Source organism: Rhodococcus sp. 06-418-5, assembly GCF_002258285.1.
Classification (GTDB): domain Bacteria; phylum Actinomycetota; class Actinomycetes; order Mycobacteriales; family Mycobacteriaceae; genus Rhodococcoides.
In genome coordinates this window covers 220,170-246,196 of the sequence record NZ_NOYE01000014.1, presented here as the reverse complement: position 1 = coordinate 246,196, position 26,027 = coordinate 220,170, and the positions used below count along the sequence as shown (strand labels likewise).

General features: G+C 64.4%; 31 protein-coding genes. 13 read left to right on the top strand and 18 right to left on the bottom strand.

Annotated elements, in window-relative coordinates; all coding sequences use genetic code 11:
- Position 1: 1 nt before the first annotated feature.
- On the bottom strand, positions 2–160 hold the full coding sequence (locus CH274_RS29160) for a hypothetical protein (protein ID WP_179275706.1): 159 nt from the start codon (positions 158–160) through the stop codon (positions 2–4).
- A 357-nt stretch (positions 161–517) separates the two neighbouring features.
- On the opposite strand from CH274_RS29160, the gene CH274_RS29155 reads away from it, so the two are divergent.
- Entirely contained in the window at positions 518–661 is a 144-nt protein-coding gene (locus CH274_RS29155; RefSeq protein WP_179275705.1) for a hypothetical protein, read from the top strand.
- A gap of 4 nt (positions 662–665) precedes the next feature.
- Positions 666–878, top strand: coding sequence for a hypothetical protein (locus tag CH274_RS11105; protein WP_032405338.1), 213 nt, complete (start codon positions 666–668; stop codon positions 876–878).
- A 10-nt stretch (positions 879–888) separates the two neighbouring features.
- Here the strand turns inward: CH274_RS11105 and CH274_RS11100 are convergent, their stop codons facing one another.
- Positions 889–1,557 (bottom strand): TetR/AcrR family transcriptional regulator, encoded by a 669-nt coding sequence (locus tag CH274_RS11100; RefSeq protein ID WP_094630495.1) that lies wholly within the window; start codon positions 1,555–1,557, stop codon positions 889–891.
- Positions 1,558–1,717: 160 nt separating this feature from the next.
- Between CH274_RS11100 and CH274_RS11095 the strand changes: the two genes are divergently transcribed.
- From CH274_RS11095 to CH274_RS11080, 4 genes are read left to right on the top strand one after another with little or no spacing between them, the layout of a single operon-like run.
- Positions 1,718–2,920, top strand: coding sequence for a cytochrome P450 (locus tag CH274_RS11095; RefSeq protein WP_094657575.1), 1,203 nt, complete (start codon positions 1,718–1,720; stop codon positions 2,918–2,920).
- Entirely contained in the window at positions 2,917–3,114 is a 198-nt protein-coding gene (locus CH274_RS11090) for a ferredoxin (protein WP_032396590.1), read from the top strand. Before CH274_RS11095 ends, CH274_RS11090 begins: the two co-directional genes overlap by 4 nt.
- Positions 3,111–4,253, top strand: a complete 1,143-nt coding sequence (locus CH274_RS11085) for an NAD(P)/FAD-dependent oxidoreductase (protein WP_094657459.1) — start codon at positions 3,111–3,113, stop codon at positions 4,251–4,253. Before CH274_RS11090 ends, CH274_RS11085 begins: the two co-directional genes overlap by 4 nt.
- Positions 4,254–4,264: 11 nt before the next feature.
- On the top strand, positions 4,265–4,645 hold the full coding sequence (locus CH274_RS11080) for a hypothetical protein (RefSeq protein WP_094657458.1): 381 nt from the start codon (positions 4,265–4,267) through the stop codon (positions 4,643–4,645).
- Between the two features lie 19 nt (positions 4,646–4,664).
- On the opposite strand, the gene CH274_RS11075 is transcribed toward CH274_RS11080, so the two are convergent.
- Positions 4,665–5,969: a carboxylesterase family protein gene (locus tag CH274_RS11075; protein WP_256993555.1), complete on the bottom strand. Its 1,305-nt coding sequence runs from the start codon at positions 5,967–5,969 to the stop codon at positions 4,665–4,667.
- A gap of 96 nt (positions 5,970–6,065) precedes the next feature.
- On the opposite strand from CH274_RS11075, the gene CH274_RS11070 reads away from it, so the two are divergent.
- From CH274_RS11070 to CH274_RS11055, 4 genes are all read left to right on the top strand, one after another.
- A complete protein-coding gene (locus CH274_RS11070; protein ID WP_256993554.1) occupies positions 6,066–6,617 on the top strand; it encodes a TetR/AcrR family transcriptional regulator in 552 nt (183 codons plus the stop codon).
- Positions 6,618–6,719: 102 nt separating this feature from the next.
- Entirely contained in the window at positions 6,720–8,312 is a 1,593-nt protein-coding gene (locus CH274_RS11065) for a GMC oxidoreductase (protein WP_094657455.1), read from the top strand.
- A gap of 21 nt (positions 8,313–8,333) precedes the next feature.
- Positions 8,334–9,626, top strand: a complete 1,293-nt coding sequence (locus CH274_RS11060; RefSeq protein ID WP_256993553.1) for a lipase family protein — start codon at positions 8,334–8,336, stop codon at positions 9,624–9,626.
- 45 nt (positions 9,627–9,671) lie between these two features.
- The gene (locus CH274_RS11055; RefSeq protein ID WP_176459100.1) at positions 9,672–10,415 is read left to right on the top strand and encodes an EAL domain-containing protein; all 744 of its coding nucleotides are present in this window, start codon (positions 9,672–9,674) and stop codon (positions 10,413–10,415) included.
- 13 nt (positions 10,416–10,428) lie between these two features.
- Here the strand turns inward: CH274_RS11055 and CH274_RS11050 are convergent, their stop codons facing one another.
- From CH274_RS11050 to CH274_RS11030, 5 genes are all read right to left on the bottom strand, one after another.
- Positions 10,429–10,872 (bottom strand): GNAT family N-acetyltransferase, encoded by a 444-nt coding sequence (locus CH274_RS11050; RefSeq protein ID WP_094657454.1) that lies wholly within the window; start codon positions 10,870–10,872, stop codon positions 10,429–10,431.
- 89 nt (positions 10,873–10,961) lie between these two features.
- Positions 10,962–11,678 (bottom strand): TetR family transcriptional regulator, encoded by a 717-nt coding sequence (locus CH274_RS11045; protein WP_094630484.1) that lies wholly within the window; start codon positions 11,676–11,678, stop codon positions 10,962–10,964.
- Positions 11,679–11,735: 57 nt separating this feature from the next.
- On the bottom strand, positions 11,736–12,521 hold the full coding sequence (locus CH274_RS11040) for an SDR family NAD(P)-dependent oxidoreductase (RefSeq protein WP_094657453.1): 786 nt from the start codon (positions 12,519–12,521) through the stop codon (positions 11,736–11,738).
- Positions 12,518–13,498, bottom strand: a complete 981-nt coding sequence (locus CH274_RS11035) for an SDR family oxidoreductase (RefSeq protein ID WP_094657452.1) — start codon at positions 13,496–13,498, stop codon at positions 12,518–12,520. Before CH274_RS11035 ends, CH274_RS11040 begins: the two co-directional genes overlap by 4 nt.
- Positions 13,499–13,670: 172 nt before the next feature.
- Positions 13,671–14,648: a bile acid:sodium symporter family protein gene (locus CH274_RS11030; protein WP_094657451.1), complete on the bottom strand. Its 978-nt coding sequence runs from the start codon at positions 14,646–14,648 to the stop codon at positions 13,671–13,673.
- Between the two features lie 290 nt (positions 14,649–14,938).
- Here CH274_RS11030 and CH274_RS11025 point away from each other — a divergent pair, with 290 nt between their 5' ends.
- A complete protein-coding gene (locus CH274_RS11025; RefSeq protein ID WP_094657450.1) occupies positions 14,939–15,319 on the top strand; it encodes a VOC family protein in 381 nt (126 codons plus the stop codon).
- Positions 15,320–15,326: 7 nt separating this feature from the next.
- On the opposite strand, the gene CH274_RS11020 is transcribed toward CH274_RS11025, so the two are convergent.
- A complete protein-coding gene (locus CH274_RS11020) occupies positions 15,327–15,788 on the bottom strand; it encodes a hypothetical protein (protein ID WP_256993552.1) in 462 nt (153 codons plus the stop codon).
- 48 nt (positions 15,789–15,836) lie between these two features.
- On the bottom strand, positions 15,837–16,517 hold the full coding sequence (locus CH274_RS11015) for a FadR/GntR family transcriptional regulator (RefSeq protein WP_094657449.1): 681 nt from the start codon (positions 16,515–16,517) through the stop codon (positions 15,837–15,839).
- A 177-nt stretch (positions 16,518–16,694) separates the two neighbouring features.
- Between CH274_RS11015 and CH274_RS11010 the strand changes: the two genes are divergently transcribed.
- Positions 16,695–18,455 carry a 2-isopropylmalate synthase gene (locus tag CH274_RS11010; protein ID WP_094657448.1) on the top strand — a complete coding sequence of 587 codons (1,761 nt, stop codon included), beginning with the start codon at positions 16,695–16,697 and terminating at the stop codon, positions 18,453–18,455.
- Here the strand turns inward: CH274_RS11010 and CH274_RS11005 are convergent.
- Positions 18,452–18,895, bottom strand: coding sequence for a VOC family protein (locus CH274_RS11005; RefSeq protein WP_094646002.1), 444 nt, complete (start codon positions 18,893–18,895; stop codon positions 18,452–18,454). The genes CH274_RS11010 and CH274_RS11005 overlap by 4 nt on opposite strands.
- Positions 18,896–19,020: 125 nt before the next feature.
- Here CH274_RS11005 and CH274_RS11000 point away from each other — a divergent pair, with 125 nt between their 5' ends.
- Entirely contained in the window at positions 19,021–19,428 is a 408-nt protein-coding gene (locus tag CH274_RS11000; protein ID WP_094657447.1) for a hypothetical protein, read from the top strand.
- Between the two features lie 2 nt (positions 19,429–19,430).
- On the opposite strand, the gene CH274_RS10995 is transcribed toward CH274_RS11000, so the two are convergent.
- From CH274_RS10995 to CH274_RS10965, 7 genes are all read right to left on the bottom strand, one after another.
- Positions 19,431–20,216 carry a hypothetical protein gene (locus tag CH274_RS10995; RefSeq protein WP_143546549.1) on the bottom strand — a complete coding sequence of 262 codons (786 nt, stop codon included), beginning with the start codon at positions 20,214–20,216 and terminating at the stop codon, positions 19,431–19,433.
- Positions 20,217–20,377: 161 nt separating this feature from the next.
- Positions 20,378–20,656 (bottom strand): hypothetical protein, encoded by a 279-nt coding sequence (locus CH274_RS10990; RefSeq protein ID WP_094657445.1) that lies wholly within the window; start codon positions 20,654–20,656, stop codon positions 20,378–20,380.
- A 74-nt stretch (positions 20,657–20,730) separates the two neighbouring features.
- Entirely contained in the window at positions 20,731–21,885 is a 1,155-nt protein-coding gene (locus CH274_RS10985; protein WP_094657444.1) for an FAD-dependent oxidoreductase, read from the bottom strand.
- Positions 21,886–21,977: 92 nt separating this feature from the next.
- Positions 21,978–22,640, bottom strand: a complete 663-nt coding sequence (locus CH274_RS10980; RefSeq protein WP_094657572.1) for a TetR/AcrR family transcriptional regulator — start codon at positions 22,638–22,640, stop codon at positions 21,978–21,980.
- A gap of 54 nt (positions 22,641–22,694) precedes the next feature.
- Positions 22,695–23,729: a hypothetical protein gene (locus CH274_RS10975; protein ID WP_256993551.1), complete on the bottom strand. Its 1,035-nt coding sequence runs from the start codon at positions 23,727–23,729 to the stop codon at positions 22,695–22,697.
- Between the two features lies 1 nt (position 23,730).
- On the bottom strand, positions 23,731–24,840 hold the full coding sequence (locus tag CH274_RS10970; protein ID WP_094645998.1) for a glycosyltransferase: 1,110 nt from the start codon (positions 24,838–24,840) through the stop codon (positions 23,731–23,733).
- A complete protein-coding gene (locus CH274_RS10965; protein ID WP_094657443.1) occupies positions 24,837–25,997 on the bottom strand; it encodes a lipopolysaccharide biosynthesis protein in 1,161 nt (386 codons plus the stop codon). Before CH274_RS10965 ends, CH274_RS10970 begins: the two co-directional genes overlap by 4 nt.
- Between the last annotated feature and the right edge of the window lie 30 nt (positions 25,998–26,027).

Genomic DNA, 26,027 nt, shown 5'->3' with positions numbered 1-26,027 from the left:
GTCAGCCGGGTCCTTCCCATCCGCACGCTTCACAGAAGGCATAGATGCGGCTGTTGGTCGGTCCGACCGCCTGCGGATCGATGACGTTCTCTCCCAACGTGATCTGCTCACAGATCGGGCATATGCCGCGATAATCGAGGTTGAAGCTGTAGGTGAGCACTTGGTCTCGATCCTGTACGTCGAATGCCGCTGCCGCACGTGCGCCGGGCCAACAGCATGTGTCCTCGGTAGGAAGGTTTGCCGAGGTTCGAGTCGCCGCTACCGTCCGCTGTGTACGGAGGGTCGGCCATCGACTGCCGCTTCTTCGCGATCGCCTTAGTCGACGTGTTGCTGACAGTAGACCCCGAGCCCCTCGCTCGTCGATAGCAACGAGGTTCCGGTCGACGATGTTCGGCGCAGCGTGGACCGAGTGGGAGGAAAGGCCATAGGGTCGGTGTCACGCCGCTCGTTCAGCGCACACAATGGTTCAGCGAAACCGAACCGACCTGCGCAACGTAGGTCGAGAAGGTCGAGTCTCATGACCGACACACCTATCCACGACGAACTGCAGAACTTCATGAAGATGAGCACGCGAGGTAGTGATCGTAAGGTCGAACGCGGAGCCGCACCGTTGCCTGTCGAGATGCCTGCACACGTCCCCGCGCGACACCACCGGGCCTGACGTCGTGGCCACCGCACGAGAGAAGCAGGACGAGGCCCTTGCCGACTATCGGCGAGCAAAGGATCGGGAGCACGTACTGGCCGATCTACGTGGACAGTCCGACACCGATGTCCCGTTGTCGGTCGACCTCGACGATGCCGAGTTGCGCAGTGCGATCGACGCGGACATATCGGCGCAAGAGGCGCTGAGCGTCGCGCTCAGGGCCGTGGACGACTGACTCTGGTCGGCTATGTGATCGGCTGGCCCGAGGGGTCGATCGCTGCGTGAACTCCGCCGCTGTACGACGTCGGAAGTTCTCGGCTGCAGAGGATTTCGGCTTCGTCTGCAGAGATTCCGAGTGCCCGGAGAACGCGCTGTGTCGTGCCGTCCACGGTTGCCGCTTCGTCGCGCTCGGGTTGGGCGAGCAGCAGTCGGCCCATCGACAGCAGAGAACCGGCCACGATGGCAAGTGCGACATCCGCGTCGTCCACATCGAATCGTCCTTGTGCGGCGGCTGATTCGATATCACGACGCGAACGCGGGGCCAGGCCCCCGGCTGCGGCGAACGCCGCGGCCTCGGAGTTGAGCAGGACACGGCTCAGTTCCGGTTCGAGGCGGAAGAGCCGTCCGGACAATCGAAAGGACTGGGTGAACTTTTCGACCGGGTCGTCCAGGTCGACGGTGAGCGAGTCGAGATAGTCACCTGCCGATTCGAGGGCGGAGTCGATGGCCGCTTGCCACAGCTCTTCCTTGCTCTCGAAGTAGTTGTAGAACGATCCGTTGCTGACGTCGGCTGCCTGTGTGATCTCGAGGACCGGTGCGTTGGTGTTTCCGCTGGCGAGAAGCCCTTGAGCTGCGCGGACCAGCGCGGCTCTGGTGCGTGCCTTGCGGCGCTCGACGCGGTTGCCTTCGGTCACGGTCTGCTCCTGCTCTGCGGTGTGCGTGAGGGCAGCCTATCGCGTTCGAATCATGACGAATTCGTCAAAAAGCTTGACGGTCAGCTGTGTCATGGGTGACGATATCGTCAATATCCTGTGCAGGCAGGGCGAAGTTACTCTTCCGGCGGCGAAGGACCTCATGACAACGAACGCGACGATCCCCCAGTACCGCACCGACATCTACTCCACCGATGCGATCCTCGATCCGTACCCGCACTACGCGAGGCTCCGGGCACTCGGACCGGTGGTGTGGCTGCCGAATCAGCAGGTGTTCGCCATCTCGCGTTATGCCGACTGCAAGAAGGTCCTGCTCGACGACGAGACCTTCATCTCCGGGCACGGGGTCGGACTCAATCCGGTTGCCAACAGGCTCGGACGTGGCACGACGCTCAACAGCGACGGTGACGAGCACGCGACCAAGCGTGGGGTTCTCGCGCACCGCTTGACTCCGAAGGCCGTGCGAAAGATGAAGGCCGCGGTGGAGGAGAAGGCGGAGGGCATCGTCGATGCGGCCCTGAGCAAGAAGTTCGTCGACGGTGTCGACGACCTCGCCACCGCGCTGCCGATGTCCGTCGTGCCCGACCTCGTGGGGTGGCCCGAGGACGGTCGTGAGGAGCTGCTCCGTTGGGCTGGAGCAACATTCGACTCGCTCGGGCCCGTCAATCGTCACTCCGTCACGGCGGTGAAGGCGGCCACCGAGATGCTCGCGTTCTCGAGGAAGGTGGTGCGGCAGCGATCGGTGCTCCCCGGGAGCATGGGCGACGACGTGCTCAAAGCCGCCGACGAGAACAAGATCAGCAAGTCCGCATGCCCGGCACTGATGATCGACTACCTCGGCCCATCGCTCGACACGACGATCGGAGCGATCTCCGGGGCACTCGATCTGTTCGCTCGCTACCCCGAGCAGTGGCAGGCCGTCCGGCAGGACCCGGATCTGATTCCCAACGCCGTCAACGAGGTCGTCCGGTACGAATCACCCATCAGGGCCTTCTCTCGCCGAGCAGTGCGCGACGTCGAGATCGATGGATCGCGAATTCCGCAAGGTGCACGCGTGCTGGTGGTCTACGCGTCGGCGAACCGGGACGAACGCGAGTGGGACAACCCCGACGCATTCGACGTCACCCGTGACGCCGCAAGGCAACTCGGATTCGGATCAGGAGCGCATGGGTGTGCGGGTCAGGGTCTCGCGCGCCTCGAAGCGCAGACCATGCTCCGAGTGCTGGCGCGAAGAGTCGAACGGTTCGTCCCGTCGGGAACGCCGAAACGGGCCGTCAACAACGTCATTCACCGCTACGAAAAGCTGCCGCTGACATTGGTGGCCACAGAAGGGACACAGCAATGAGAATCGACGTCGACTGGGATCGGTGCGAAGGCCACGGCATCTGCGCGGAGCAGGCCCCGGAGGTGTTCGGTCTGGACGACGAGGGCGAGCTTCACTATGCCTTCGACGGCAAGGACATTCCGGACGATCAACAGGCTGCCGCACGATCGGCCGTCGGCGTCTGTCCGGTGGCCGCGCTCCGAGAGAGCAAGTGAGCACCACAGAACGTCGGATCGTCATCGTCGGAGACTCCATCGCGGGCTGCACCGCAGCCCGTGAGGTGCGCGCGCGAGGACATGACGGCGCACTCACCGTGATCGGTGCCGACGCCGACGGCTACTACGCCAGGCCGCCGCTGTCGAAGCACGTGCTCAAAGGCGATGGGGCCGAGGCGGAAACGTGGGATCTGTCCGATCTCGACATCACTGCCGTCGTCGATCGCGCCGTATCGGTCGACACCGATCGACGCACCGTGACCACGGCCGACGGCACCGATGTCGCCTACGACGCGCTCATCGTGGCGACCGGGGCGTCGGCCCGTCGTATCGCCGGCCCGGATCAGATGGGCGAGAACGTCTTACGGACGTTCGCCGACGTCCGGGCGCTGCGTCCGAAGCTGGACGAGGCTCGAACCGCAATCGTCGTCGGCGCGGGCTTCCTCGGTCTGGAGGTTGCCACCGCCTGCGCCGCTCGCGGTGTCGAGGTCACCGTCGTCGATGTCGATCCACCGCTGCAGCGGCTCCTCGGGCCGTTTCTGTCCGAGGCGATCGCCCGGCGCGCGAAGGAATGGTCGATCGAGTTCGTCCTGGCCGACGGGCCGGTGGGCCTGACCGGGGATCCGGTGACCGGCATCGAACTCGGTGACGGCACGCGCACAGCCGATCTCGTGGTCACCTGCGCGGGCGATCTTCCCGAGACGGACTGGTTGGAGGGCACCGGGATCGCAGATGCTCGGGGCGTCGCCATCGACGAGCAGTGTGCCACCACCGCTCCCGGCGTGTTCGCCGCCGGGGACGTCACCTACTTCCGTGACGCGTCGGCCCGAGCTCCGTTCTGGTCCAACGCCGTTGCGCAGGGCAAAGTGGCTGCGGCATCCGCGCTGGGCGTGGAACCGACCTGCGCCCCCACCGACGACTACTTCTGGACCGAGATCCTCGGGCTGCCGATCAAGGTTGTCGGCCCCCTGCCGCTGCAGGGTGACCCGACCGTACTCGAGGGGGCCGTGGACGAGGGGTCGGCCCTCTTGCAGTGGAATCACGACGACGGTCGGGTCACCATCGTGGCCTTCGGTATCAAGAAGCCTGTCGGTCTGCTCCGGCGGCTGGCACGCGACAGCGCTGTCTCGACGAATTGAGGAATGCATTCATGGCCATCGGCTCCACGCTTGTTCGACGCCTGCCCGAAATCGTCGGGCTCGGCCGCGCCGCCATCGGCGTCGCCCACATGATCGCTCCCACCCGCGCCAACGAACTGCTCGCCGGCCCCGACGCCGCAGTGGCGACCACGCGAGCGGCCGCCCGCAACTTCGGGATTCGAGAAATCTACATCGGCGGTGGGCTGTACGCGGCTACCAAGTACGCCCCGAAACTGGTGCGTCCCTTGCTGCGAGCCGGTGTGGCTGTCGATGTCTGGGACACCGGTGCATTCGCGCTGACCGCGTACCTCCCGCAGAGGACACGCGTGGCAGGCTGCGCCATCGCTGGAGGTTTCGTTGTTGCCGGTGTGCTTGCCGACGTGCAGCTCTGACGCCGGAGGGGGTGGCCGGTCAGAACACCAGCGAGCGCTCGGGCAGCCCGGCAACTCCCTCTCGGGCGAACGCTGCCCATGTCCGACGGACCCTGGCGGCCAACGCCGTCGGCGGTGTGTGGCCGGCCAGCATCGGCGCGTCCGACCACGCGTCGCCGAACAGCAGTGGCAATTCCATGCAGTGACATGCCCCCAGTGGCGCACCTTTCGGTGCCCAGTCCACCCGGTAGCTGGCAACCCGGCCGCCCGCGCGGTGCCACATCTTCACCATTCCGTCGACACCGAACAGCATGCTGGTGACGAGACGGACCACCGGCGCGGTGAGTGTCGAGCTCACGACACCGAACCTGTTGAGCCACAGCATGTTCGTCACGATGTCCACGAACGGGGCGGCGTCGTCCCTGGTGTGACCGATCAGGAGTTCGACTCGGGTGGCGCTTCGGCGTAGGGCGTCGTCGGGGTCGCCGGACAGTGGTTCGAGGTGAGCGACCGGCCCGAACGGCATTCCGCCTGCGGCACCGAACCTGCGCACCGCTCGCGTCACGGCATTTTCTGCGTCGAGCACATCCGACGCGGGAGCGGTGGCCGGGTCGGTACGAAAGTGACGTGCGAACGCCGTTCGTGCTGTGTCGTACAGAGCCGAACGTCCCGACCGCAATCCGAGAGGCGCACTCTGCACTATTGCTCTCGAGAACAGCCCTGCGGCCGACTCGCACGCCATGAGCGTGAGGACGGCATCGCCGCCCGCGGACTGGCCGAACAGAGTCACGTTGTGCGGGTCACCGCCGAATCGCGCGATGTTGGTCGACACCCAGTGCAGTGCTGCGATCTGATCTCGAACACCGATGTTGCTTTCTCCCGAGTCTTTCGGAGTCAGATAACCGAACCCACCGAGCCGGAAGGTGACGCTGACGACCACGACACCCTCCCGAGCGAGATGGTCGGCGTCGTACTTCTCGGCCTCCCCGCCGCCGGAGACGTAGCCACCGCCGTGCAGCCACACCATGACCGGAAGTCCCTCCGCCGCAGCGGGAGCGGTCACCGACAACACCAGGCAGTTCTCGCTCTGTTCGAGCCCGTCGATCATGGGACCGGTGACATTGTCTATCCGGGACGGCAGTTGAATGCAGACCGGTCCGCGGCGGGTGGCATCGCGCGTCGTATCCGGGGTGTCGATCGGTTCGGGCCGACGAAATCGCGTGGCGGTGGCATAGGGAATTCCCCGGGCGTGGATCAGCCCGTCGAATTCGACTGCTTCGAGGTCTCCGCTGGTGGTGCCGGTGATCGTGCGCAGTGTTGCCCCGGCCGTCGTCTCGTCGTTCACGTGTGAACCCCCCATTCGATGAACAGGACCGAGCTTATCGTCTTCGGCTCGTCATCGGATGCGGCCGCAACGCCGGGTTGCCGTCATACTCGGACGGTGCGGTCCAAGCAGAAGATTCTCGATGCCACCCTCGGGTTGATCGCCGAGACCGGCTTCGAGGGTGTCACGATCGCTGCGGCGGCGCGCGCTGCGGGCGTCACGCGTCAGACTGTCTATTCGATCTTCACCACCCGCGAGGACATGGTCTCCGAGGCGATGGTGGGACTGATCGTGGACGTGCTGGGCGGTATCACGGAGAAGGCCGATCAGGCGGAAACTCCGACGGAGTTCATCGTCGAGACCGTGGTCGCTGCGCGCAATCTCATTCGGCGCGAACCGGTTCTGAACTCGTTGTTGCGCTCGGGCAACGCGAACCCACTGTTCGACCCGGACATGATGGATCGCGCACAACCGGTGGTACGCCAGTTTCTCGACGGATACATCGAGCGCAATCCGGGCTTCGATTCCGCGCAGTTCCACGGCATCGACGGCGTCATCGTGCGGGTGGGGCTGTCGGTGATTCTGTTCGACGACCCAACCATTCACCACGACGATGGGTTGCGGCGCTACCTCGAACGATGGTTGATTCCGGTTCTGCCCTTTTCTTAGCGTCGAAAACTTGACACCCAAGTCCCCTTCTGTCTAGTTTTGCACGACGCGTACACGTAACTCGGGTTTCGATGTACGTTGCCGCAATCTCTTGGGGGGAACGTGTCGACACTGAATCGCCGGTCATTTCTGGGCGCGACCGCGATGGCCGGGATTGCTGCCGTGGCGTCGGGTACCGGTGCCGCGCAGGCCGCCCCGCGTTCGAGGGTTCAGGTCCCGCTCACCCGTGAGGACCATCGAGTCGTCGTGATCGGATCGGGGTTCGGGGGCGGTGTCGCGGCGCTGCGCTTGGCGGAGGCAGGCATCCCGGTTCTGGTGCTCGAACGCGGAAGGCGTTGGCCCACAGGGCCGAATGCTGATATCTTCCCCAACGCGACCGCGCCGGACAAGCGGATGCTGTGGTACGGCTCCAGCCCGAACCTGTTCGGGAGACCGGTTCCGTTCGATCCGTACGTCGGCCTGCTCGAGGCAGTCTCAGGCGACAACATGACCGCTCTGTGTGCAGCCGGAGTGGGCGGCGGGTCGTTGATCTACCAGGGAATGACGCTGCAGCCCTCGCCGGCCGTCTTCGAGACTCACTTTCCGATCGACCTCGACTGGGCCACGTTGAACGCGGTTCACTACCCCCGCGTCGCGCGGATGCTGCAGCTCGCGCAGGCCCCTGACGAGTTGATCGCAACGCCCAATTATCGAGCGGCACGGGTGTTCGCGGACAGTGCGCGGCGGGCGGGTCTGCCTGTGTCGAAGATTCCGATGCCGATCGACTGGAACTACGCCCTCGACGAAACCCGCGGGGTGATGAAGCCGTCGTACACCAACGGTGCGGGCGCATTCGGAGTGAACAACGGCGGCAAGCATTCCGTCGACGTCACCTACATCGCCGCTGCCGAGGCAACCGGGCTGGCCACCGTGGCAACGCAGCACAACGTCACGCACGTCGAGCGCGCCACCAACGGTCGCTGGACCGTCCATGTCGACCGAATCGATTCCGACGGAACGGTGTTGGAGAACAAGATACTCACCACCGGTGCGCTGATCATGGCCGCAGGCAGTCTGAACACCACCAAGCTGCTGGTCCGCGCCGGGGCCACCGGTGCCATCCCGGATCTACCGGACCAGCTCGGGCAGGGCTGGGGTACCAATGCCGATCGCATCTACGTGTGGTCGAGTATCGAGCAGCAGTTCGGTACGCCGCAGGGCGGTCCGGTGGTGTTCGGCAGCTTGAACTGGGACGATCCGCGCACCGCGCACACGGTCATTCAGGCATCCATTCCGCCGTTGGGTGTGGATGCCCACAGCACGATGATCGTCGGCTACGGAGTCAGTGACGGTCGCGGCCACTTCGCCTACGATTCCACGCGCGATCGAGCCCAGCTGTACTGGCCGGTCAACGGCGACTCCGTCATTCAGGACGGTTCCATCGATCCGACGGTGCGTCGCATCGCAGGTTCGGGCAGCATCCTCACCGATACCAATGCGGTGTTCCCCTCCACCTGGCATCCGTTGGGCGGGGCGAACATGGGCCCGGTGTGCGACCTCGACGGCCGTGTTCACGGTCAACGCGGACTGTACGTTCTCGACGGTGCGTTGATGCCGGGCAACACTGCGGCCTGCAACCCGTCCATGACGATCGCGGCGCTGGCCGAACGAGCGCTGGACAACATCGTCGCCCGCGACCTCGGCACGATTGTCTGACCCCTCAGCAGAAAGAGCCCAATGCATCTGTATCGCAGCATGATCGGTGTTGTCGTCACCGCCGTACTCGCGTCCTCGGTGACCGCACTCGGTGCCTCGGCCGCGCACGCCGATCCCGTCGACGACTTCTACGTCCCGCCTGCCCAGCCGGCCGACAGCCCTGGATCCGTCGATCGAACCCAGCCGATGTCGTTGTTCGCTGCACTGCCGGGTAACGACGGCTCGTATCCGGCCCAGGCGCAGCGGGTGTTGTACACCTCGCGTACGCAGGACGATACGCCGGTGGCCGTGTCGGGCACGTTCGTCGAGACCGAGGTGCCCTGGCGTGGAGCAGGCCCGCGACCGACCATCGTCGTCGCCCCGGGAACCGTCGGGCAGGGCGATCAATGTGCCCCGTCGAGAGCGTTTCCCACCTCCATCAACGCTGTGACACAACCACTGTCGATCTCGTTCAATCAGGAACTGCTGTCGTCGACGCTGTGGGGGTCGATGGGGGCGAACGTGTTCGTCACCGACTACATCGGATTGGGAACGCCCGGCCTGCACACGTACGTGAACAGGGTGGAGGAGGCGCATGCAGTTCTCGACGGTGCCCGGGCTGCAGTCGAATTGGGCGGCGACGCGAATGCACCGATCGGCATCTGGGGTTACTCGCAGGGCGGTGGGGCTGCCGCGGCCGCCGCGGAACTCGCCGGCGAGTACGCGCCGGAGCTGAATCTGAAGGGGACGTGGGCCGGGGCTCCGACGGCCGATCTGCTCGAGGTGTTGAAGACCGTCGACGGAACACTTATCGGTGGTGTGATCGGTTATGCCCTCAACGGATTCGTCGAACGTGACCCGAGTCTGCGCCCGCTCATCGACGAGCGACTCACCGATCAGGGCAAGGCGGTGCTGAACGAGCTGTCGACGGAATGCATCGGCGACACGATTCTCGAGCACCCGTTCCTGCGCACGGAGACGCTGACGAAGGACGGAAAGTCCATGTTGGAGAACCTGCGTGGGATCCCGCAGGCCGGGGCGATCTTCGACGAGCAACGAATCGGCCGCAGTACGCCGAATGCTCCGGTGATGATCACCAGCGGAATAAATGACGACACGGTGCCGTACGGCCAGGCCAGGCAACTGGCGTACGACTGGTGTGCGCTCGGTGCCCGGGTGGAGTTCCGAACCAATTCGTTGCCGCCGATCCTGCAGGGTGCGGTGTTGCCCAACCACTTCGGACCGCAGCTGATCGACGGCTACGGCGGCGAGGCTGCCCAGTTCCTGATGGACCGATTCGCCGATCTTCCTCTGGCAGCATGCAGCGTCGACTGATCGAGGTCGCGGCCGAACTGCTTTCTCCGATGTATTCGACGACCCGTGTCGTCGACTAGAGGTGCCTCGACGCCGCTGCATTCGACACTGTTGCGTGCGAGGCGTCGGGTGGAGGCCGTGATTGCGTGCGGTGGTCCGCAGATCGTCTTTCAGCCGATCGTTCGAGCCGATGACGGTGCGATCGAGGGATACGAGGCTCTTTCTCGTTTTCCGGCCGGCGGCGGTGACACCGAAGCATGGTTTGCCGATGCTGCGCACTGTGGCTTGGGTCCTGCGCTCGACAGGTCGGCGGCGGTCAGAGCACTGGAGGAATCCGTTCGTCTGCCGAGTGGGCCTTTCGTTGCGGTGAATCTCAGCGCTGCAACGCTGTTGGTCGACTCGGCTCTGGTCGACGTACTGCTCGATGTCGGGCGACGTCGGCCATTGGTTGTCGAGATCACCGAGCATGCCGCCCTCGTCGACGAGGACGCGGTGGTGTCCGTCCTGGCCGAGCTTCGACGCGGCGGGGTGGCCGTGGCGGTCGACGATCTGGGATCGGGGTACGCGGGAATGCGGCATCTCGTCCTGCTCGAACCCGAGATCGTCAAACTCGATGCCTTCGTCGTCCACGAGATGAGGGCGAATCGGGCGAAGCTGGCTTTGGCGGAACTGGTGCTCGAGTTCGCGCGCAAGACCAGCGCCCGATGCGTGTTCGAGGGTGTGGAGACCGACGAGGACCTCGCGGCGGCCATGTCGATCGGGGCGGACTTGCTGCAGGGCTACCGACTGGGCCGCCCTGCGCAGCCGTAGTCGTCCGCGTGATCTATCGGGGGTCTGCATCCCGGGTGAGCATCTTCACGTGCGGGATTCCCGCTTCCAGGTACTGCTCTCCCACTCGAACGAATCCGAAGCGCTCGTACCATTTCTCGAGGTGCGCTTGCGCGGAGATTTCGACTACCCCGGGGTAGGCCGTCAGTGCGGCATCGACGAGTTCGCCTGCGTAGCCGCTACCGCGCGCATGAGCTGCGGTCGCGACCCGTCCGATGTGAACCGTGTCGTCGACGAGGACGCGAAGAGTGGCCAACACCTCGCCGTGGTCGTCCTGGATCCAGAACAACTCCGTCGTCGGAAGTAGGTCCGCGCCATCGAGTTCCGCCTCCTCGACGATCTTCTGCTCGTGGACGAACACCGCGACCCGAAGCGCCATGATGCGATAGAGGGTATTCGGGGCCACGCCCGCAAGCGGTGCATGTTGAAGATTCGACACGGAGGTCCATTCGTGGAGGGGTGCGGAGCTGGCGAGCTGATGGATCGGGCGATTCTCCCACGTCGACCGGTATCGACTCGTACCCGATGTCAGCGCGGTGGGACCAACAGGTGAACCCTGTCGACGAGACTCAATGCGGTGGCAGCGTCCGTGCCCTCGAATACTGCTGTGTGAATCCCTCGCATGGTGCCGGTGAGGAGGTGTGCGGTCGCGACGATGTCCGTGTCGCTGCGAATCTGTCGTGCTTCCGCCGCGGCCCTCAGTAGTTGTGCGATCGCATCGACGAAGCTGTCGTGCCAGCGTTCTGCCGAGCCCTCGGATCTCGGTACTCCGAGATTGCGGAACAGCACATGGGTACGCGGGGTGTCGTAGATGCTCGCTGCCGCGATGTGAAGAAACGTCTGCAATTGCTCGAGTGGCGAGTCGGGCCACGTCGCGGCGATCGAGCCCTCGTGAATGCGGCCGATCAGTACGGTGGCGGCGTCGTCGACCGCCGCCTGGAACAGCTCACGTTTGGTGGGGAAGTGGTGGAACGCCGTTCTCGGTGCGAGACCGCATCGGGCAGCAACGCTTTCGATCGTGATGTCCGAGTAGTCGGCGTGACGCAACAGCTCCTGGGTGGCCTCGATCAGTCGGGCCGCTGCGGGCCCGGGCTCGTCGGTGGTCGACGATCCGGCCCAGCGATAGAGCGTGGTGGTGTGGATACCCAGCGAGGTCGCCACGCTCGCTGGGCTTTCGGCACCGCCGAAGGCGCGCGCGACCGCTTCCTGCCGATCGGCGAGTGTGAATCTGGAGACCCTGGCCATGTTCGTGACACTACATTTCGGTGGGGGAGTCGGGAGAACGCCGCGTTCGGAACCGTACTAGTGAAGCATGCGCGCGAGGGCGGGCAACAGAATTCGCGCGGGGACCAGACCCGCCGCGATGGCCTGAACAGTATTTCGTCGGCCCGAGATCACCTGCGGCCGAGACCTTCTGGCGTCGAGTGCGCGCATGGCAGTGTCCACGACTTCGTTCGGTGTTTGGTAGGTACCGGTCGCTGCGGCGGAGTCTCCGATGACATCGAAGAATTCGGTGCGGGTCGGTCCGGGATTGAGTGCGAACACCCTGACTCCGTTCTTGGCAGACTCGTACCACAGGGACTGGCTGAAGCTCAGAACGAATGCTTTGGCGGCCGCATACACCGCGAGCGACGGAACGGGCTGGAACGCAGTCGTGCTGGCCACGTTGACGATGGTCCCGTCCCTGCGGTCGATCATGTCCGGCAGGAACGCCGAACAGATGTCGACGACTGCGCGGATGTCGACGGCGACGAGGCGTTCGAAGTCGTCGGCATCGCCGTCCGCGAACGGTCCCTGTACGGCGAACCCTGCATTGTTGACGACGAGATCGATCCGCTCGGGCACCAGCTCGCGCAGTCGGCGTCCGCTCGACTTTTCCGACAGGTCCCAGGCCACTGTGCGGCAACGGATTCCGTGCTTCTGCTCGAGCTCCTCCGCCAGAGCGGTCAGTCGCTCTTCTCGGCGTGCGACGAGTACGAGATCGGATCCTCGTGCCGCCAGCGCTCGGGCGAATTCGGCACCGATTCCGGAACTCGCGCCGGTGACCAACGACCGGCCGGGACGGTAGTGGGGCCCTCGGCGAATCATCGGTCCGACCGCCCGAGCTCAGCGGCCGAACGCCGTGCGAACTGTTCGTACGATGTGGGAGCACGGCCGAGCAGCGTCGGAAGAACCTTCAGGTCTCCTGCCGGTAGGCCGTAGCCGTCGTAGTGGGTCATCATCGTTCGGTACGCCGTGCGTGCGTCGGCGGGCCAGCTCTTCATGTCACGCGGGTTGGACGCAGCCTTGGCACCACGAACGAGGTGGCCGATGGATTTCAGTTTGGTCGAGACCAACGCATGTCCGATGACCGGGGCGAGCGCAGGCAGCACCGTCAGTGAGTTCGTCAGCGACGACGGCGGGATTCGAAGGGCAGTCACCTTGTGGCCGAGCACATCGGACCAGATCTCTGCCATCTCGTGACGCGTGAGTTCCACGGTGGACAGGTCGTAGACGCGACCCTTGTGCGGCGATGGGTCGATCAGGATGTTCGCGGCGGCTTCGGCCACGTCGGCTACGTCGACAACGCCCATGACGCTGTCCGGTGAAACCGGGTAGGGCATCACTCCGGCCTGCAGAAATTCCCACACTTCCAAGTAGTTCTGCATGTAGTGCGACGGTCTGAGCACCGTGGTGGGAATTCCGCAGTCGCGCAGCATCCCTTCGGCGATGTCCTTCTGGTGATGGTGCGTCAGTTGGTGCAGGTTCGGATGGATCACGGAATGAAAAACTATGTGCTGCAATCCGCTTGCCGGTCCCACTGCGATCAGGTGATCGATGATCGGCTTCTCGTCGATGATCTGCGTCGGTGCAGCGTGGTAGAGGACGTCGGTCCCTGCCAGGGCGGTATGGAGCGTGTCCTGAGATCGGAGATCACCCACGACGACCTCGGTGGCTCCGTCGCCGCGGGTGGTCTCGGCTTGCGTCGTGTTCTTGACCACCGCCCGAACCGGCACGTTCTGCGCAGCGAGCTGTCGAACGAGCAAGCGGCCGACACCACCCGCGGCGCTGGTCACTGTGATCATGGGGCCTCCTCGACGTCGAGCTCGGCGGACATTGAGCAGTATGCATATATTGCATAATGAATGCAGATAACGCAAGGACGGTGCGGAGCAGAACTGAAAAATCCGGTGCAGCCGACCGCGCTGAGCGCGGTCGGCTGCACCGGATTCTGTGTCGAAATCCAGCGTGCGGGTTCTACTCGGTCGTCGTACGTGTCGACTCCCGCGTGCGCTCGGCCGGCCGCGGTTCGATCGATCGCCTGGACCAGGAGCTGGCCAGAAGTGAGCCGGAGACGTTGTGCCACACGGAGAAGATGGCGGCGGGCAGAGCCGCTGCGGGACTGAAATGGACCGACGCGAGTGCTGCGGCCAGGCCGGAGTTCTGCATACCCACCTCGATGCTGATCGCGCGTCGGCTGGCGACATCGAGTCCGCACGCCTTGCCGATGCCGTACCCCACCGCGAGTCCGAGCGAATTGTGCAGAACCACGGCCACGACGATGAGAGCGCCGATCGAGAGCAGTGTGGGTGCACTGGCAGCCACGACGAGAACGACGACGGCGGTGATTCCGGCGACCGAGATCAAGGGCAGAGCATCGAGCATGCGGTCGATAATCTTCGGAAACAGCAGGCGCAGAACAACTCCTAGTACCACCGGTACCAGCACGATCTGCAGGATCGAGACGAACAGTCCACCGGCGTCGACCGGCAGATACTCACCGGCGAGCCACAGCACCAGCAGCGGCGTGAGTATCGGTGCGAGCAAGGTCGACACCGAGGTCATCGCCACCGACAGTGCGGTATCGCCTTTGGCCAGATAGACCATCACGTTGGATGCGGTACCGCCCGGTGCGGAGCCGACCAACACCATGCCTGCGGTCAGTGCCGCCGACAGTCCGAGCGCGTTGGCAATACCGAGCCCGAGGAGCGGCATCGCGATGAACTGCGCGGCGACCCCGAGCAACAGTGCCCACGGTCGCCGGGCGACGACAGCGAAGTCGGAGAGCCGCAACGTCATTCCCATGCCGAGCATGATGATCGACAGCAGCCACGGAACGGCCGGTGTGCCGCCGCTGAACGTGTCGGGAGTGATCAGGGCCAGCGCTCCTGCGGCCACGACGATCAGGGCGAACCACTTGCCGGTGAATTCGCTGACGGTCTTCAGCTTGGGCATGTGGAGACTCCAAAGGTGGTTGGGCACGGCGTCGGGAAGTCTAGCTCTTTCGCTGAGCTCACTGTTCCGGGTTGTGTTCCTCCCGCAGTTTGCGACCCTGCTCCACGGCTTGCGCATCCTTCTCGTCGTTCTTGTCCGACCGTCGGGATCTGCCGCGGTTGGCGCGGGATCGGTAGCGTGTTCGGCCATCGAGGTCGCATACCCGGGCAATTCCGATGAGAACAGAGGCGTTCGGAGGAGGTCGCCGTCAACGCGCTTTTCGACCCTGTGCCAGGTGTAGATTCGCGCCCATGGCATGTCGAATCAGTGAACTCGTACTCGATTGTCGCGATCCCGAGGCCTTGGCCACGTTCTGGTGCGAGGTGTTGGGCTTCGTCGTATTGGACAGGGAGGACGACGGTTCCGTGGAGATCGGTGCGCGCGACGGGTTCGGAGGGTCGCAGCCGACCATCATCCTCAGTCGTAACGAGAATCCCGAAAAGGCGAAGCCTCGCTTGCATATCGACGTCAGCGCAACCGATCGGGATCAGGAACCCGAACTGGAACGACTCCTCACCCTCGGCGCACGACGAGTGGACATCGGTCAGACCGGCCAGGAGTCGTGGCACGTGCTCGCCGATCCCGAAGGTAACGAATTCTGTTTGCTGCGAACGCGACTCAGCCCTGTGTGAAAACTCCTCAGGGAAGGCAGAGGGATCCGATATCGGCCACCACGGTGTTGTCGTGCGGATCTATCCATCGCGCCCCGTTCGAGTCGGCGGACGGCTTCAGTAAGTGCTTGCCGTGGCTCGGCCACTGCACGAATTCGTATCCGGCCAACTCCGTTTGTACTGTCTCGGCCACCCATACGGCGGCGTCGGGGTAGGTCGAATCCATCGACATACCGTCGCCTCGGCCGAAACCTCCGATGCCCTTGGCTCCGGCCCACCCGATTATCACGCAGTATTGGGGGGTGATCTCGAACTCCCATATGAGTGGGCGCAGGTTGACTTCACGCCCGAACCGCAGGCACTCCAGGTCCCGTGCCACGGCCTCGAGCGCGCGTGTCCACGCAACAGGTGGCTCGAACGCTGGATTGCCTTCAGGGCCAATTGTCCCCGCGTACATCGGCAGTCGCCACACCAAGCTGTCGTTCCGCATGTAGTCCCATCCCGGATACACCTTGTTCCTCCCTTACCTGCCGGCCCGTTACATCGACGGATTCATCGACTCCGACAACTCCAGCAGGTGCGCGCGTGCGAGGACGTGAGCTTTTTGTGAATCGCGGGCCGCGATTGCCTCGACGACGTCTGTGTGCGTGTCGTGGTCGGCCTTGTCGCCGAACGATCCGGCCATTCGCAACATGTCGATCATGGCGTCGCGGAGACGTGGTGCCATGGAGTCGAAGAGTCCGAGCAGAATGTCGTTGTGTGACGCGACCACGATGGAGCGGTGAAAAGCCATGTCCGCGTTCACCAGATCGACTGCGTCGCTGCGAGCGGTGTTGCGCGTTTCGAGTGAGCTGCGAATGGTGTCGAGATCGGTGGGGGTGCGTCTGGTTGCGGCGAGGGCGGCGGCCTCACCTTCGATCGCGAGGCGGGCTTCGAGGACTGCGGTGATGTGAACCCGCTGCAGAACTCGGTCCCATTCCGTCCGTGCCTCGTCGAGTGATTCGACGAAGACTCCGGAGCCCTGCCGGGTGACGAGGATTCCGCGCCCCGCCAGTTGTCTGATGGCCTCGCGCATCGTCGATCTACCTACGTCGAACATGGGGGCAAGGGTGGTTTCACCTGGCAGTTTGGTGCCGATCGGCCACTCGCCGGACTGAATTCGTGCAAGCAGAAGTTCGGCGGCCTGATCGGCCAAGGATGTTCGGCGTATCGCGGTCACACCGAAACACTACTCCTCAGCTTGTCTGAGGAGTAGTGATACATTGCTCGCATGCGCACATTCACGGGCCTTCTCCTTATCGGCCACGACGGGGCATAGCCAGGACCGGCAACCCCGTCGTGGAGCCCGATGCCTGCCGGTTCGCCTCACCGTCCGATCAGAACAGGTACCTCCACCATGTCTGCATTTCCCACCCTGTCCACTCCCGCTGGTCCCGTCCCCTCCGGTGCGCCCACCTGGAATCGGCAGCGGCGCTCCCAGATGCCGTCACATCGTTACCGTGACGTCTACTCGAAGGTCGACATTCCGCTCACGGAACGTCAATGGCCCGACCGACGGCTGACCAAGGCACCGCTGTGGGTACCTGTCGATCTCCGCGACGGTAACCAAGCGCTTCCCGAGCCGATGGATCCTGCCCGCAAGAAGCAGTTCTTCGAGTTGATGGTTGCCATGGGCTACAAGGAAATCGAAGTCGGCTATCCGTCGGCCTCGCAAACCGATTTCGATTTCGTGCGACTGCTTGCCCACACCGATCTCGCACCCGACGACGTCACCGTGGTGGTCTTCACCCCGGCTCGACGCGACCTGATCGAGCGAACGGTGGAGTCGATTCGCGGCATCACCAACGACGTCGTGATCCACATGTACACCGCCACTGCTCCGACGTGGCGTGAGGTGGTACTCGGCCGCGAGGCCAACGAGCTTCGCTCACTGATACTTTCGGGTGCGGCCGACGTTCTCGAACTTGCCGGCGACCTGCCCAACGTGCGGTTCGAGTTCTCACCCGAGGTCTTCAATCTCACCGAACCCGACTATGTTCTCGACGTCTGCGATGCAGTCACGACTGCGTGGGACGCTACGCAGCAGCGGCCGGTCATCCTGAATCTGCCTGCCACCGTGGAAGTGGCGACACCGAATGTCTATGCAGACCAGATCGAGTACATGAACAACAACCTTGCGCGTCGAGACAGCGTGATCCTCTCGGTCCATCCGCACAACGACCGCGGCACGGGCATTGCCTGCGCCGAGCTGGCAGTTCTGGCCGGTGCGCAACGAGTGGAGGGTTGTGTGTTCGGCAACGGCGAACGCACCGGAAACGTCGATATCGCCACTCTCGCACTCAATTTGCATGCACAGGGTATCGATCCCATGATCGACTTCTCCGACATCGACCAGATTCGCCGCACCGTCGAATACTGCAACCAACTCGAGATCCATCCTCGGCACCCGTATGTGGGCGATCTGGTGCACACCGCCTTCAGTGGTACGCACCAGGACGCCATCAGGAAGGGTTTCGCCGAGCACCGCACGCGAGCGGTGAGCGAAGGTCGCTCCGAGGACGAGATCGAATGGCGGGTGCCATATCTGCCGATCGACCCCAACGACATCGGTCGCTCGTACGACGCTGTCATTCGAGTGAACTCGCAATCGGGCAAGGGAGGAATCGCCTATCTTCTGGAAACCGGCTACGGCATCGAACTCCCGCGTCGCCTTCAGATCGACCTCGCCCGGCACGTGCAGAACCGCACCGATTCGATCGGTACCGAACTGTCGGCCGAGCAGCTCTGGGACATCTTCAGGGCGGAGTACATCGATATCGACGATGCAGATGTGACGCTGATCGGCTTCGACTCTCACGATGACAACGGTTCCGCCGACACCTGCGTCACGCTGAAGATCGACGGGACGTCCTACAGCACGTCACACAGGGGCGTCGGGCCGGTCGAGGCACTCGTCGACGCGTTGGCCGCGCATGGCCGTCACGTGGAGATTCTCGGTCTGACCCAGACCAGTGTGCGGGCCGGCAACGACAGCGATGCCGTCACGATGCTCGAATATCGCACTGCCGCAGGCTCCGGATGGGCGGCCGGTATCGATCGCTCCGTCCTGTCTGCCACCCTCGACGCGGTTGTTCGAGCTGCCAACGCGGTGACTTAGCTTTCGGGAGTCGAAAGCGATTGGGCGAACATCAGAAGAATGCCGCTCGGCCCGCGGAGGTAGGTGAGCTTGTAGACGCCCTCGTAATCGGCCACGCCTCGCAGGGGTAGGTAACCGTGGCGGGCTGCAATCGCCAGAGCGGCGTCGATGTCGTCGACCGAGAACGCGATGCGGTGCATGCCGATCTCGTTGGGCAGCGTCGGCGTCGTCTCGATGGCGTCGGGGTGGATGTACTCGAACAGCTCGATACGGCCGAGGCCGTCCGGGGTTTGCAGCACTGCGATCTTGGCGTGGTTGCCGTCGAGACCGACGGCGGTGTCCGCCCACTCACCGCTGACCGTGTCGCGGCCGAGGACCGTGAGGCCGAGCTCGGTGAAGAAGTCGATCGTGGCTTCGATGTCGCGGACGGCGATGCCGACGTTTTCGAGCTTGATGCTCATACGCTGAGTCTCGCATAGTGCTTTCTCGGATAGAACAAGACCGAGCGGCCTCCTTCTGGCAGGATCAACAGCTACGCTGGGGTGCGGCGGCCACGACCGAAGGACAACCAACTCATGACGCCACCGTGAACAAGCTCTCGACGGTGGCATTGCTGATCGTGCTCGGTGCAGCCGGGATGTTCAACGGACTGTCCTTGACCTCCGACCCCAGTGGGCGGTCGCTCGGGTTGAACGTCGGAATGCTCCCTTCGTGGCACACCTGGGACTACCGCGTATCCGGGTTGTTCGTGCTGTTCTTTCTCGGCCTCGGGCCGTTGATCTGCGTGGCCGCGGTGCTCGTCGATGCGTCCGAAGCGGCGGTGTATGTCGCGTGTGTGGGGCTGGTGACCATCGGGTGGGTGGTGTGGCAGCTCGTCGTACTCGACATCTACGCTCCCCTCGCCCACATTCCCCTCACGCTGTTGGGGGTCGCGTTGATCGTCCTCGCACTCGGCCAATTCCGTGCCCGTGCCCGCGATCGCAGACGGCAATAGAGTCAGAGACCGACCGCGTCGAGCAGGGCTGCTCCAGGATCGACGACGGCAACGACGGCCGCAATGAACAGCAGCGCCGTCGCGATCGTCATCACTGCACCGAGTGATCCGAGGATGACGAACATCCGACGGTGAGCACCGTCAGACGACCGGTGGCGTCGGTAGGCGATGACGGTTCCGGTACCGACGACCGCGATCACCACTGCGGTAGCGACGATCACCGCCCAGTTGTAGTGCTCGACCTGTGTGAGCAACTCGAGCAGAGGCGGCCTGGTGTCTCCACTCTGCACGCCGTTCTCGATCAGAGACTGCGCCGCTCGCCCGTCCGCCTTGTCAGCGGAGAGCATCGGAAGCAGGGCGACCACGGGTGCGACCGTCGACTGGATGTTGAGCACAGTCAGAAACACCGAAAACAACGACAGCACAGTCGTAGTGGCCGCAGCGACCACGTAACCTGCGCCTGCCGTCAGAGATCGCCGCCACAGAGTCGCCGCGAGCAGACCCAGAACCACGGTCAGCAGCACCGAGATGACGATCTTGATCGCGTGCCACTCGAACCAGTAGTCCACCATCTCCGCCAAGCCGGGCGGATAGGTGCGGACGCCGCTGCCCCAGTACTCGACCAAGCCGCGGCCGAGCAGCTCACTCATGACGGATTGATCCTGGAACTGCGGATAGCGTCCGCGCAGCAACGCGGCTGGGCCGAGCACGAACGCGGCCACCAACGCCGCCCCGCCGCATGCCAATACGACGATCGACCAGCGACTTCGGTTGACGGACTTACTCATCGAACGGATCACGGGTGAGAGTCAATCACCGGGTACTCGAGAGCGCATCCATCTGAAGTACTACATCGCGGACGAGCCGCATCGGTTGCACGGGACGCTCCACTCAAGGCCCCGACGGGAGGGAATCCCCCGATGTCGTCGAGGAGTGGAGCACCAGTTGCTCAGGAGTCGACGTCCGGTCGGCGCCGGACCCTGGCAGCAGTCATCCCAGCCAGGATCACCCCACCAACAGTGAGGAAGTCGGATTCGGTCAAACCTCTGTCTGCGTCGACCACGTACAACACTGCGCCTTCGATGGGGGCGTTGAAGAACAACCACAGGATTGAGGCGACAACCAGCGATATCGCTGCGGGCCACGAGGGCTTGGCGAGACTCCATGCGGCAGAGGCGAACACTGCGTTCATCAGAACGAGGGCATGGAACGGATCGGTAGTCGGCACCGGTACATCATGACCGACATGGAGGTGGTCGGGTCCCACCCTCGCACTCGACACCGCGGCGGAGAGCGAATGTGCTACTGCGCGAGGCGATCACCGGAGCTGCCGGTGGTGACGCCGGTGATCAGGTCGATCAGCCCGAACGGTGATCGTTCCCCGAGACACAGGTCGAGCGTTTCGTGTGCCTGGACGGCCACCGCTTCACTTCGGGTGAACATGGCCTTCTCGAAGACCGACAGAGCTGTGTCGAGGTCGCCGCGGTGATCGGCGATCGCGCGAGCGAGTTCGGCACCGTCGAACATCGCCAGATTCGCGCCGTCGCCGGATGGCGGCATCAGGTGTGCGGCGTCGCCCAGGAGTGTCACTCCCGATGTGTGATCCCAGTGGTGGTCGTTGGGCAGCGTGAAGATCCTGCGGGGAACCAGCGCGGTCTCCCCGTCGGTGATCAACGCAGTCAATTCCGTTGCCCACCCGTCGAACTCGGCTGCGATCGTTGCTCTGGCGGAAGCGGCGTCGGAGAAATCGATCGAGTCGATCCACTCGGGGCTGCGGTTGAGCTGAACGTAGGTGTGCAGGATGCCGCCGACCTCTCGGTGCACGGTGATTCCCTTCCCCGGGCTGAGGGCGAACATTGCGCCACCACCGACTGCCCGGGCGGTGACGGGGTGACGCGCATCGACGTCGTGCAGGTAGGTCTCGATGAAGACCGTGCCCACATATTCGGGCACGGCGGCGGAGAGCAGAGATCGGACTCGTGACCACGCGCCGTCGGCGCCGACGAGCAGATCGCTGACCCTGGTGGTTCCGTTCTCGAACTCGATGTCGTGTTGCCCATTGCCCAGCGGGCGCACGGAGGCGAGCTTGTGGCCCCACTGAACGGTGTCGGCGGGCAGTGAGTCGAGCAGAATGCGTCGCAGGTCGCCGCGCAGCACCTCCGGTCGACCCCCGGTGCCGTCGTCGGATTCGTCGAACAGAGCCTCGCCGTTCGGGCGTAGTACGCGAGTCGCTTCGCCTCCCTCGTGAATGATGGCCCGAAACTGCTCGGTGAGCCCGGCTGCGGCCAGGGCGACTTGCCCGTCCCCCTCGTGGATGTCGAGCTGCCCGCCCTGGGTGCGCACGTCAGGCGTGGCGTCGGCCTCGTACACCGTGGCGGCGATTCCGTGCACGTGCAGAACCCGTGCCAGCACCAGGCCGCCGAGGCCTGCACCGATGATCGAGATGGATGAACCCATGACTGTCTCCGCTCGTTGTTGGAACGCTGTTCCAACCAAGAATGGAACACTGTTCCAAGCCTGTCAAGCGGGGGTGTCGGCTGGCGTTCGGTTCAACCTCGGTCGATGCCGGCCAGGACGATGTCGATTCCGGCCTGGAACTGCTCGCGGTCGTCGTGGCTTGCGAACTGCGACGCGATCCGAGTCAGGAACGGATAGTCGCCGGTGTCCGTCACTGCTGTGCGCGTGGAGTCGAGAAATGCCGCACGGTCCGTCACCGTGGCGGCCAGTTCCCTCCCGGCATCGCGCTGACTCGCAACCCCGATAGCGTGGTACAGAAGGACGGATGCGGCGTCGAACTGCGCATCGTTCGGAACTCCGCGTGCGTCGAGTTCGGTTCCGATGCGGTCGAACAGATGCAGGACGGCCGGCTGCCACGGAGCGGCGGCGAGTTGCGTTGCCACCCATGGACGAGTGGTGATCACGTCGAACACTCTCATCATCAGGCCGCGAACATCATGTTCTGCCGCACCGTTCTCGGACGATGATTCGAAGGCCGATGCCATGACGGTTTCGGCCGCCGCCGCGAGCAGATCGTCTCTGTTGCCGAGGTGGTGGTACAGCGCTCCGGGGCCTGTCGACAAACGTGCGGCCAGAGTGCGGAACGTCAAAGCCTCGGTTCCGCCCTCATCGAGCATCTCGATCGCCACCGTCACGATGCGCTCTTTCGACAGAGCATCCGAACGTCGAGCTGATGTCGGCTTCGTGTTCGTCATGGCCAGATCCTGCCACAACTGGAACGTTGTTCCATGCCGGCATGGGACGACCCGCTACGAACCCCGCACCACGTCGTAGGCCGGCTTGGCGCTGAAGTCGCTGCGCAGCAGTCCGTAGTTCTGTTCGGTGTCGGCGAGGTTGGTTCCCGAGTCACGCAGGGAGTGCACGAACACCGGGCCGACGTAGGGGAGCGACGACGCCTTGGCCAGGCTCGAGCCGATGATGGCGGCCTGCAGATCCTCGGGAACAGCTCCCGCGCCGGTGCCGGTGGGTGCGCCGAGCTCGGTGATCCAGATCTTCTTGCCGCCGTCTCCGTTGGCCGCCATCGTGCCGTAGGCCTGATCCACCTGTGCCCATTGGCCGTTGGGGTCGTTCTCGACGGTGAAGGGGAAGGTGTAGGGGTGCATGGCGACGGCGTCCATGAATCCGGCTGCTCCGGCGGCGTACATCTGCTGCAGGAAGGTCACCGGCGCGACGGTCCAGGCTCCGGCGTTGATGGTGGTCGCCAGTCCGGCGCTCAGCACGGTGGCTCCGGCGTCGGCGTTGTGGATCGCGGGGTAGGCCGCGCGCAGCATGTTCGTGTAGCGGACTGCATCGACGGGTGCGAAGAAGGTGGGGATGTTGGGCTCGTTCCACACCTCGTAGTGGTCGACGCGATCACCGAGGTGCGCAGCGGCTGCGCCGGCGAATGCGCCGAAGGTGTTGGGATCGAGCGGAACTGCGCCGGGAAGTGGTGAGGCGATGCCGCCCTGCGCCCATCCGGGGGTTCCGCCCAGCACGGCCAGTACGGAATAGCCCTGCGCTCTCGCGGCGTTGATCACGCGATCGGTGTTGCCCCAGTCGAAGACTCCCGGGGCCGTCTCGATTGCGGCCCAGTTCACGACCACCCGTACCCACGAGGCACCGATGTCGCGTCCGGCACCGAGTTCGTTGTTCAGCGTGGCGTCGTCGAGCGTCAGAAACGGTGCGCCACCGGTGAAGCCCAGGTCGGCCGGGGCCGCCTGCGCGACGGGCGAGGAGAGTCCGACAGCGATCGCGGCGGCTGCGGCAACGGTGAGCAGGCGTGAGCGGAAGGTCATGGCGGTCATCCTAAGTGCTCGTCAACGGGGCGCTGATCAGTGCTTCGACGGTCGAATGGGGCACACGGTCGTTCCACCGCGCGGTGTTCAGCTCGTAGATTCGCTCCCCCGCTTTGACGGCGGCGGTGCGGTCGAGCAGGTAGCGGCGGCATTCGGCGACGAACTGCTCCTTGTCGTCGAACGTGGGCAGCTCGAAGATCGAATCCAGTGATCCGACGGCGGCCGAGGTACCGACGACGGGAAGTCCCTTGCTGGCTGCGTCGAGGATCTTGACGCGCACGCCGCCGCCGGTGGCGACCGGGGCGATCAGTGCCCGGCAGGTGCCGAGGAATTCCTGCAGATCGTCGACGAAGCCGAGATCGCGAACGCCGGCGGGGTAGACGGGATCCTTGGCACCGGGAGCCTTGGCACCGATGATGCACAGTTCGGCACCCTCGATTCCCGCCGAGATCGCCGGCCAGTACTCGAGCGCGATCTTGAAGGCCTCCTGGTTCGGTGGCCAATCGCGAGTCCCCATGAACACCAAGCGCTTCGCGGTCTGGGACAGGTCGAGTTGCGGCGCGGGTTCGAGGGTGAGGTCGATCCACCGAGCGTCGCGGACTCCGTTGTCTCGGTACATCTGGGCCTCGTCGGCGTCGTAGGTCCCGACGGCATGGGCCGCGCGGGCGACGCGGATTTCGTCCCGCAGGATGCGGGGTGCCTCGATACGGCCGATCAGTCCACGGGTCACCTTCCACACCTGCGATTCGGTGTTGACGGTGTTGATCGCGAACGGTGACCCCATCTTGGCCGAGCGGAGGAACGATTCGGCCATGTAACTGTGTTCGGCCACATACACATCGGAGGTGGATGCGTCGATGGCATCGCGGAAGGCGTCGACGTCGTAGCGTCCGTGTACCACCGAGCGGGTCGGCCGCACCGACTTCAGGAGCAGAGCGACGTCGACGGTCGGCTTGGGGACGCGCACCACGTCGGGGACGACGTCGGTCTCCTTGGACAGGCAGATCGATCGCACCTCGAACGCCTCACGGGCGAGCTGCATCATCAACCGGGACAGTGCGATGTCGCCGCCGTGTTCGGTGACGGGGTCCTTGGACAGCAGGAACGTCGCGCGTCTCATTGCGGCACCTCTTCTTTCACCGAATTGTCTTTCACCGCAGTGCGGTACAGGGCGCGCATGAACCAGACGAGCAGTACGGCGTCGGTGATCACCGAGGCGACGGCTGCGCCGACGGCACCGAACGGGAACAGACACAGGACGAGGACCATCTTCAGCGGTGCCAGGGTTGCGGCCGCCAGCACTCGCGTGCGGTCGCGGTGCTGGAGGTAGAGCACGGTGGTGAACACGTGATTCATCACCCGCATCACCACGAACAGCGACATCACCACCAGGGCGCCCGCGATCTGATCCGACGCGGGCGTGAAGAAGAGCAGGAGGCCGGCCACCAGCAGCAGTGAGCCCGCTGCGGTGCCGAGAGCCGCGGTGTGCTTCAAGGCCGGTCCGGCGCTGACGAGTCCGTCTGCTGCACGCAGCTTTTCGTGGAATGTGTTGCCGAAGGCCTGTCCGATGAAGGCCACCGCCCAGGCGGTCACCGCGGCAACGGAGTAGTAGCCGGCGATGGTGGAATCGGTGAGGAAGCCGAGCAGCAGCACGTCGCCTTGGATGTAGACCGCGTTGGCGAGGTTCTCCGAGAACAGCATCGACATCTCGCGCCACGAGCCGGGAACGCGCGGCGCGGCTACCCGGGCCTGCAGGGCTGCGAGCAGTGCGATCACGAAATACGGTGCGGCGTAGAGCAGGCTGGCGACTGTCAACGTGGGGTCGGGAACGGCGAACAAGTACGCCGTCGCCAGCGCGATGGACGTTGCCTGCCTCGTGGTGTCCAGTCGTTGTGTGAGGTCGGGACGGCCGTCGCGCAGTGCCCTGCTCTTGTATGCGTTGAAGACCAGCTCACCACCGCCGATGACGAGGGCGAACCAGGCGATGTAACTGACCTGAACCAGACACAGCCCAGCGACGACGAGCACGGCACCGACGAGTACGCGGGTAGTGCGCTCGCCCAGGAAATCGCGTTCGGTCACGCGAATCGAGCGCACGGTGAACGGATGATCCAGTGGCGCAGCCAGAATCGCGGCGAGGGCGAAGGCCATCGCGTACTGGCCGTAATCGGAGATCCCCAGCTTGGCGAACAGCGCGACGGTCCACAGTAGGCCGATGCCGCGGCCGCCGTAGGTCCACAGGGCCGCGATCCCGGCCTTGATCAGGTTGCCGTTCATTCGCACCACCGCATCATCGGGACCACCGCA

What these genes read in the sequence shown, in the direction of transcription:
- CH274_RS11005 (WP_094646002.1), bottom strand. Translation starts at nt 18,895, where the DNA reads ATGAGCATCAAGCTCGAAAACGTCGGCATCGCCGTCCGCGACATCGAA.
- CH274_RS10995 (WP_143546549.1), bottom strand. Translation starts at nt 20,216, where the DNA reads ATGAGTAAGTCCGTCAACCGAAGTCGCTGGTCGATCGTCGTATTGGCA.
- CH274_RS10980 (WP_094657572.1), bottom strand. Translation starts at nt 22,640, where the DNA reads ATGACGAACACGAAGCCGACATCAGCTCGACGTTCGGATGCTCTGTCG.
- CH274_RS11095 (WP_094657575.1), top strand. Translation starts at nt 1,718, where the DNA reads ATGACAACGAACGCGACGATCCCCCAGTACCGCACCGACATCTACTCC.
- CH274_RS11010 (WP_094657448.1), top strand. Translation starts at nt 16,695, where the DNA reads ATGTCTGCATTTCCCACCCTGTCCACTCCCGCTGGTCCCGTCCCCTCC.
- CH274_RS11045 (WP_094630484.1), bottom strand. Translation starts at nt 11,678, where the DNA reads ATGGCCAGGGTCTCCAGATTCACACTCGCCGATCGGCAGGAAGCGGTC.
- CH274_RS10970 (WP_094645998.1), bottom strand. Translation starts at nt 24,840, where the DNA reads ATGAGACGCGCGACGTTCCTGCTGTCCAAGGACCCCGTCACCGAACAC.
- CH274_RS11040 (WP_094657453.1), bottom strand. Translation starts at nt 12,521, where the DNA reads ATGATTCGCCGAGGGCCCCACTACCGTCCCGGCCGGTCGTTGGTCACC.
- CH274_RS11080 (WP_094657458.1), top strand. Translation starts at nt 4,265, where the DNA reads ATGGCCATCGGCTCCACGCTTGTTCGACGCCTGCCCGAAATCGTCGGG.
- CH274_RS11060 (WP_256993553.1), top strand. Translation starts at nt 8,334, where the DNA reads ATGCATCTGTATCGCAGCATGATCGGTGTTGTCGTCACCGCCGTACTC.
- CH274_RS10965 (WP_094657443.1), bottom strand. Translation starts at nt 25,997, where the DNA reads ATGAACGGCAACCTGATCAAGGCCGGGATCGCGGCCCTGTGGACCTAC.
- CH274_RS10975 (WP_256993551.1), bottom strand. Translation starts at nt 23,729, where the DNA reads ATGACCGCCATGACCTTCCGCTCACGCCTGCTCACCGTTGCCGCAGCC.
- CH274_RS29155 (WP_179275705.1), top strand. Translation starts at nt 518, where the DNA reads ATGACCGACACACCTATCCACGACGAACTGCAGAACTTCATGAAGATG.
- CH274_RS11020 (WP_256993552.1), bottom strand. Translation starts at nt 15,788, where the DNA reads ATGCGGAACGACAGCTTGGTGTGGCGACTGCCGATGTACGCGGGGACA.
- CH274_RS11030 (WP_094657451.1), bottom strand. Translation starts at nt 14,648, where the DNA reads ATGCCCAAGCTGAAGACCGTCAGCGAATTCACCGGCAAGTGGTTCGCC.
- CH274_RS11035 (WP_094657452.1), bottom strand. Translation starts at nt 13,498, where the DNA reads ATGATCACAGTGACCAGCGCCGCGGGTGGTGTCGGCCGCTTGCTCGTT.
- CH274_RS11025 (WP_094657450.1), top strand. Translation starts at nt 14,939, where the DNA reads ATGGCATGTCGAATCAGTGAACTCGTACTCGATTGTCGCGATCCCGAG.
- CH274_RS10985 (WP_094657444.1), bottom strand. Translation starts at nt 21,885, where the DNA reads ATGGGTTCATCCATCTCGATCATCGGTGCAGGCCTCGGCGGCCTGGTG.
- CH274_RS11090 (WP_032396590.1), top strand. Translation starts at nt 2,917, where the DNA reads ATGAGAATCGACGTCGACTGGGATCGGTGCGAAGGCCACGGCATCTGC.